This window comes from Roseiarcus sp. (genome assembly GCF_052145395.1).
In the GTDB taxonomy this organism is placed as follows: domain Bacteria; phylum Pseudomonadota; class Alphaproteobacteria; order Rhizobiales; family Beijerinckiaceae; genus Roseiarcus.
In genome coordinates this window covers 1-6,796 of the sequence record NZ_JBKQOT010000094.1, presented here as the reverse complement: position 1 = coordinate 6,796, position 6,796 = coordinate 1, and the positions used below count along the sequence as shown (strand labels likewise).

8 protein-coding genes are annotated in these 6,796 nt (G+C 65.9%); 6 read left to right on the top strand and 2 right to left on the bottom strand.

The genetic code is table 11. The features are described 5' to 3' along the window. Both ACLP25_RS03255 and ACLP25_RS03250 read left to right on the top strand, forming a co-directional pair. Window positions 1–255, top strand: a 255-nt coding sequence (locus tag ACLP25_RS03255) for an alpha/beta fold hydrolase (protein WP_442467799.1), incomplete at its 5' end; no start/stop codon positions are given. Window positions 256–350: 95 nt separating this feature from the next. Beyond that, window positions 351–1,106 carry a pyridoxamine 5'-phosphate oxidase family protein gene (locus ACLP25_RS03250; protein WP_442467798.1) on the top strand — a complete coding sequence of 252 codons (756 nt, stop codon included), beginning with the start codon at window positions 351–353 and terminating at the stop codon, window positions 1,104–1,106. A gap of 97 nt (window positions 1,107–1,203) precedes the next feature. Here ACLP25_RS03250 and ACLP25_RS03245 read toward each other — a convergent pair whose 3' ends face one another. Next, window positions 1,204–1,437, bottom strand: a complete 234-nt coding sequence (locus tag ACLP25_RS03245; RefSeq protein WP_442467797.1) for a hypothetical protein — start codon at window positions 1,435–1,437, stop codon at window positions 1,204–1,206. A 228-nt stretch (window positions 1,438–1,665) separates the two neighbouring features. Between ACLP25_RS03245 and ACLP25_RS03240 the strand changes: the two genes are divergently transcribed. From ACLP25_RS03240 to ACLP25_RS03230, 3 genes are read left to right on the top strand one after another with little or no spacing between them, the layout of a single operon-like run. Continuing rightward, window positions 1,666–3,810: an alpha/beta hydrolase domain-containing protein gene (locus ACLP25_RS03240; protein WP_442467796.1), complete on the top strand. Its 2,145-nt coding sequence runs from the start codon at window positions 1,666–1,668 to the stop codon at window positions 3,808–3,810. A 34-nt stretch (window positions 3,811–3,844) separates the two neighbouring features. Then, the gene (locus tag ACLP25_RS03235) at window positions 3,845–4,309 is read left to right on the top strand and encodes a GFA family protein (protein ID WP_442467795.1); all 465 of its coding nucleotides are present in this window, start codon (window positions 3,845–3,847) and stop codon (window positions 4,307–4,309) included. 4 nt (window positions 4,310–4,313) lie between these two features. Beyond that, window positions 4,314–4,712, top strand: a complete 399-nt coding sequence (locus ACLP25_RS03230; RefSeq protein WP_442467794.1) for a hypothetical protein — start codon at window positions 4,314–4,316, stop codon at window positions 4,710–4,712. Window positions 4,713–4,741: 29 nt separating this feature from the next. On the opposite strand, the gene ACLP25_RS03225 is transcribed toward ACLP25_RS03230, so the two are convergent. Continuing rightward, window positions 4,742–5,737, bottom strand: coding sequence for a hypothetical protein (locus ACLP25_RS03225; RefSeq protein WP_442467793.1), 996 nt, complete (start codon window positions 5,735–5,737; stop codon window positions 4,742–4,744). Window positions 5,738–6,009: 272 nt separating this feature from the next. Between ACLP25_RS03225 and ACLP25_RS03220 the strand changes: the two genes are divergently transcribed. Continuing rightward, window positions 6,010–6,636, top strand: a complete 627-nt coding sequence (locus tag ACLP25_RS03220; protein WP_442467792.1) for a helix-turn-helix domain-containing protein — start codon at window positions 6,010–6,012, stop codon at window positions 6,634–6,636. Window positions 6,637–6,796: the final 160 nt, after the last annotated feature.

Sequence of the window (6,796 nt, the reverse complement as noted above, 5' to 3'; positions counted from 1 at the left end):
CTCAAGGCCGAGTACGATTGCATCAAGGCGTTCTCGGAGACCGACTTCACCGAAGATCTGAAGATGATCAAGGTCCCGACGCTGATCCTTCATGGCGACGATGACCAGATCGTGCCGATCGGCAATTCCGCGCACCTTTCGGCGAAGCTCATCCCGCACGCGACGCTGAAGGTCTATCCCGGCGCGCCGCACGGCATGTGCTCGACCGAGAAGGACAAGGTCAACGCCGATTTGCTGGCGTTCATCAGGGGCTGAGGCCGCGGCTGTCGGCGAAACGAACAGCGCCGGCGGAATCGTCGCTGGCGTCGCCCGCGCATTAAAAGGCATGGAAGGCGCTTCGCCTTCCGGAGATGTCCATCTTGTCCAACGCGACCGCCTACCCCGTCAGCGACGTCAACCGCGTCAAGCGCCTGCACGAGCGCGGATCGTACGACCGCGAGACCGTTCACGCGATTCTCGACGCGGCGGCGCTCTGCCACATCGCCTATGTCGTGGACGGACTACCCTATTGCACGCCGACGCTCTTCTGGCGCGAGGGCGACCGGCTCTATTGGCATGGGTCCAGCGCAAGCCGCATGCTGCGCCGCCAATCCGAGGGCGAGCCGGTCTGCGTGACCGTCAGCCATCTCGACAGCCTCGTGCTCGCCCGCTCAGCCTTCAACCATTCGGTCGACTATCGCTCCGTGATGGCCTTCGGCCACGCCCGCGTCATCGACGATCCGGACGAGAAGGCGCGCGCGCTCGCGGCGATGGTCGGCCGCTTCTATCCCGGCCGGTGGGCGACGCTGCGGCCGGCCACGCAGCAGGAGATCAAGGCGGCGCGAGTGATCGGCATGGACATCGAGCAAGCCTCGGCGAAAGTCCGCGCCAAGGGGATCGCGGACGACGAGGAGGATTACGGCTTGCCGATCTGGGCCGAACGGATCCCCGTGCGGACTGTGCTCGGGCCGCCCGAGCCCTGCCCGCGCCTCGTCCCGGGCGTCGAACGGCCGGAGACGCTCGGCGGCTATCGCGAGGGACGCGCGCTTGGGGATGCGCTGAGGGAAGCCCACGCGGCGACGTTTCCCGGCTCCAATCCCGCGAAGGCATTCAAGCCTTCCGTCTGAAGAGCAGATTGCCGCGCCGTCGAGTCGCGCTTTGGTGTCCACGCCGTTCGGGCCTCGACGGCTTCTTCGCGGCGCGGCTGATCAAATCCGCTCAAGCTCACCAGTTGTTTTGGTAAACATGATGACGAGGCGCGTAGAAGTAATGACGCACCGCGTTCGCAGTTTCGTAGGTAAAGTTCTTGCTCTCGTGGGATTGATTCCACCCGCGATCGAATGTCGATGAGCCTTGCTGCGGGCCGTAGGTACCATAGCCCGTGGCGCTTTGGGCGGATGCGGCGAGTGGAAAGGCGAGGGCAGCGGCCAAGGTGGCGAGGGCGATTGTCTTGAGCATAGAGGACTCCGTCGTGAGTGACCCTTAGGTCGGGGCCGGTCGGTCTCGAATCAAGACAGCCGGGGTCAACCTCACAAGGGTTTGATCCATTCCTTTCTTTGGAATCAGCGCGGGCGCTCGTAAGGCAATCGACTAATCCGGCGCAGGGCGCGGTAGGCGAAAAGCCGAAACCGGCGTTCGCCAAGCTTGTCGAGCCGCGTCGATTCTGTTCTTTGTTCGCGCAGGTCCTTGAGTCGCGTCGCTGTGCTCCATAGGGTGGCCGTCAGGACGCTGTCATCCGACGGACTACCGGCCGATGCCCGTATCACCGGCATCGAGATCGTGAAGCGGGAGCCGGCCTTCGGCGGACAGACCTTCGGCGGCGTCGGCGCCTACGAGCATCTCGTGGGCCGCGTGACCGGCGAACTTGATCCGGCCGATCCCGCCAACGCAATCATTCAGGACATCAATCTCGCGCCGCGCAATCCGCGCGGCATCGTCGAATACGCCACGGACATCGAAATCCTGAAGCCCGCGGACATGGCGCGCGGCAATCGAATCCTCTTTTTCGAGGTCAACAACCGTGGCAACAAGCTTGCGCCCGCCAACTTCAACGAGGCCGTGGCGGGAGGCCTTGCGGACCGCAACGCGTTGACCTCTTCCGGCGACGGGTGGCTCGAGCGCGCGGGCTACACGATGGTGTGGTTCGGTTGGGAGATGGATGTCCGCCCCGGCATGAGCCGCATCGGCATGCCCCCGGTGGTCGGCCGCCAGAGCGACGGGTCCGCCATCACCGGAATCGTCCGCTCGGAAATCATCACGCCCGCGCCCGCGGCCAGCGTGCCGATCAGCCTCAGCCAGCAGATCCTGAACTATCCGCCGGACAGCTACGACAGCTATCCGACCGCGAGCCTCGACAATCGAACCCCTGCCCCGGACGGCTTCCTGCCAACCCTCACGGTGCGAGCGCGCGAGCAGGACCCGCGCCAACCCGTTCCCAATACGGACTGGAGCTTCGGCGTCTGCGAGTCGGGAGGACCCATCACGCCCGACGCCAAACATATCTGTCTCAGCCGCCGATTCGAGCCTGGCCGGCTCTACGAACTCATCTATCGCGCCAAGGATCCGACCGTCGGCGGCCTGGGGTTCGCCGCGACGCGCGACCTCGGCGCCTTCCTCCGCAACGCGGAGAAGGACGACGCCGGGAGGCCGAACCCGATCTACCGGCCCGACAATCTGGCGATCGTCGAAGGAAGCTCGCAGAGCGGGCGCATGATCCGCAGCTTCATCGCGCTCGGATTCAATCGCAACGAGAGCGGCCGGCGCGTCTTCGACGGAGCGTTCCCTCATATCGGCGGCGGTCTCATGCCGCTCAACGTCCGGTTCGGCCAGCCTGTGCGGGCGTGGGGAGAGCAGCCGGATCACCTCTATCCGGCCTATGACTTCCCGTTCACCTATGCGCGCCAGTTCGACCCCTTGACCCAAAGGTCCGCGGGCCTGTTCGACCGCTGCGCCGCGACCGATACCTGCCCAAAACTCTTCCACGTCGCGACGGCGCTCGAAATGTGGGAGGGGCGCCAGTCGCTGGGCCTCACCGATCCGCTCGGCCTCGCCGACGTGGCGGACCTGCCGAACGTTCGCACCTACATCATGGCGAGCACGCAGCACGGGTCCGCCCCGCTTCCGTTGCCGACGCACGCCCCGTTCGGCAATTGCCAACAGCAGCCCAATCCCAATCCGCAACTCTGGACGATGCGGGCGCTGATGAACGCGTTCACCGCCTGGGTGCGGGACGGCGCGCCGCCGCCTCCAGGCGCGCGGCCGCGCATCGCCGACGGCACGCTCGTTCCCCCAGACCGCGTCGTTTTTCCCGAGATCCCCGTCAACGCCTACGGTGGCGTTGAGCGTCCGGCGGTCTCGCCCTTGAGAACCTACGATGCCCTGCACGTGCTAGACTTCGGCCCGCTCTATCGCGCCGGGGACACGAGCGGCGTGATCACGCGCGAGCCGCCGCAAACCTTGCCGGGAAGCTACGGCGTGCTCGAGACGCAGGTCGACGCCGACGGCAACGACCGCGCCGGGATCCGGTCCGTCTTCCTCCAGGCGCCGATCGGCACCTACACGGGCTGGAATCTCGGCCGAAAGGATCGATTCGAGAACGGCCTCTGCAATCTCCAGGGGAGCTTTATTCCCTTCGCCGCCGCCAAGGCGGAGCGGCTTGCGACCGGCGACCCCCGGCTTTCGCTGGAAGAGCGCTATCCATCCAAGGACGCCTACCTCGCCGCGTTCAAGAAAGCCGCTGACGGCCTCGTCGCGGAGCGTTATCTCTTGCCCGAAGACGCGGCGCTCCTGATCGGGCGCGCCGAAAACGAAGGAATACGCAGCGCGCCTTGAAAATCGAGGTTCGCCGGGATGTGAGGAGGATGCGATGCGCGAACTGGAAGGCGGCTGCGCCTGCGGCTGGGTGCGATACCGGCTCAAGTCGAAGCCGATGTTCGTCCACTGCTGCCACTGCCGGGAATGCCAAAGGCAGACCGGCAGCGCCTTCGTCATCAACGCGCTGATCGAGACGGATCGTATCGAGAGGCTCTCGGGCGAGACGGAGGCGGTTCCGGTCCCCGCCGAAAGCGGAACGCCGCAGACCATCCACCGCTGCCCGGACTGCAAGGTCGCGGTCTGGAGCCACTACGGCGGCCGTCGGCAGTTGAGCTTCATCCGGGTCGGCGCGCTCGACGAGCCCGAGACGCTGCCACCGGACATCCACATCTACATCCGCTCCAAGCTGCGCTGGGTCACCCTGCCCGCGGGCGTTCCGGCGGTCGAGGCCTATTACAAATCGAGCGAATTGTGGCCGGCCGAAAGCCTCGCGCGCCGCAAGGCGCTGTTCGGCTGAGGCGATGAGACACGGTTTCGGAGTGGCCGCCGCGCTGGCGCTCTCGGCGAGCGTTCCCCTCGCGCCGCGCATCGCCGCCGCTCAGGAGGCCGCGCCGGCCAACACGCTGATGGACCTGCGCCGCGCGCTCGGCGCGTGTCTGGCGCAGACGTCGCTTTCCGCCGGCTCGCGCGTGACGATCATGTTCATGATGAAGCGCGACGGCTCGGTGTTCGGCCGACCGCGCATCAGCTACGCCCATCTCGAAGGCGACGAGGACGCCAAGCGCCGCTTCCTCCACGAGGCCGAACGGGCCGTCGACTCGTGCCTGCCGGTGAGCGTGACGCCGGCGCTCGGCGAAGCCATCGCCGGGCGCATGTTCACGATCACGCTCGGACGCGAAAAGCCGCAGCCGCACGCGTGACGCATGGGCCTGACGCGAGAGCCCGTGCGTCACGGCGCCCGCGCCGGCCGGCGCCAGGATTTCAGCGAGAACTGCACGAGCGAGACCCCGATCAGCGCGAGGCCGACGAAGAAAAGCGGGTCGAACGAGAAATGCAGGGCCGCGATCCGCCACGACATCGCGAACGAAATGAGGGCGGTGAGCGCCGGCACCAGATTGAAGAACATGGTGACGAACCCGTTGTCCCCGCCGGTCGTCGTCAGCGAGATCTGGTAGAAGACGCGGCCGATCGAGGCCGCGATGATCGTGCCCGCGATCATGAGCAGGACGGCCGGCAGCTGATGGTCGACCTTGAGCTCCGACCGTCCGTAGAGGAGCGCCAGCGTCGTCGGGATCAGAAGGACGTTGGCGACGAAAAAATTGGCCGCAATCGCCGCCGATTCCCGATAATTTCCGAACCATTTGCCGATCAGGGTGGCCCCAAGCGCGGAGCAGAGGGGAACCGGGAGGGCGTAGACCCAGCTGCCTTCGAGGAAGCTGTCGGCGAGCGCGCCGAGCGCCGGCTTTTGCGCCTCGTCGAGCTGGCTCCAGGCGACGGCCATTGCGCCCACGAACGCGCCGGCGAAGCATCCGAAGAAGACGCCCGGCGACACCGGGATCGGCACCTTGAGCACGATCAGCGCCACGAGCGCCGCCCAGAACGGGATCAGATTCAGGATGGCGGAGATGATGATCGGATGGGCGTGAGCCAGGCCGAGGTTGTAGAGCAAGAGCCCGCTCATGCCGATCGCGAAGATGACCGCGAGCTTCGCGTAGTTCGACGGGTCGCGGAGGAGCGCGATGAAGTCCCGGCGGCTCTCATGACGGACCGTCAGCAAGGGAATCGAGATCAAGAGGGCGACCTGGGTCACGCAGACGAAGGCGATGGTGCTGAGGCGCTCAGCCGCGAGAAAGGAGAACGGCTCCTGAGTCGCGAACAGGAAGGCCGTCACCAGCGCATAGAAGCTGCCAAGCCGATAGTCGATCGCGGAGCCGGATCGAGACATCGCGTTCCCCTTGTCCGATCGCGCGGGCGCGCGCCTCGCAAAGTCTTGCCTCGCCAATTGGACCAAATCGGGCCGCCGGGCGCCAAATCGCACGGCGCCGGGGCGAAACGAGGGGCCGCGCCGGAATACCGCCGCCCGGGGCCAATGCATTGATACGTTGTCGGCTTTGCCATGGTGCGACGATTTAGCCTCTAGCCAGAAGGCTAATGATATTGCATTGCAACATTGCTTGCCGCTCCATAAGGTGACGGCGCCCAAAAGGCGCAAAAACAATGTCAATGACCCCGCCCAAGGCATACTCCCGCTCCGCAGCGCTCACGCCGAAATATGCGCGCCTGCTGGCCCTGATCGAAAAATTCGCCGAACGCTTCGAGCGCGGCGAGGCCCGCTCGGAGGTCGAGGACCTCCAGCACCGGGCGCTCGCCTCCATCCAGGAATGCGCCGACGTCGCGCTCAGTCTCGCGGAAACCGTGGGCGACGCCGCCTGCCCACGGGACATCACCTGCCTGCATCTCGGCGACTGGAACCACTGCAACGCCTGCCTGAACGAGCAGGTCGGCCGGTTCTTCGAACAGGCGGGCAAGTTCCTGACTGCGGTCATGCTGAGCGCGGAGCCCGGTCCGTTCATTGCGAAGACCGCGCGCGCTGAGCCGAAATCCTGCCACGCCTTCCCCGAACGCGCCGCCTCCTTCACCGAGGCCCAGCAGCGGGTGTTCGAACTCCTTGTGACCGGCCTGCCGAACAAGCTGATCGCCTACGAGATCGGCGTGTCGGAGGCGACCATCAAGGCGCATGTCAGCGCGGTGCTGCGCAAGCTCAGGGTCCGCAGCCGGGCGCAGGCGATCGCGCTGTCGTCCGCGTTCGAGCGCACCCGAAGCGAGCAGCCGTCCGCCTACTAGTTCATCGATTCCGTGAAACCAATCATGTGCGCGGGATTGAACGAAGCCGCTATCGCGGCGGAGGCGGAAGCGAGCGGGGGATCGGCGGGATGGAGTGAAGGTCCTCCTGCCTGAGAGGATGGGGTGTTCAAAGCCCACTCTCAGACAGGAGTTTCAGATG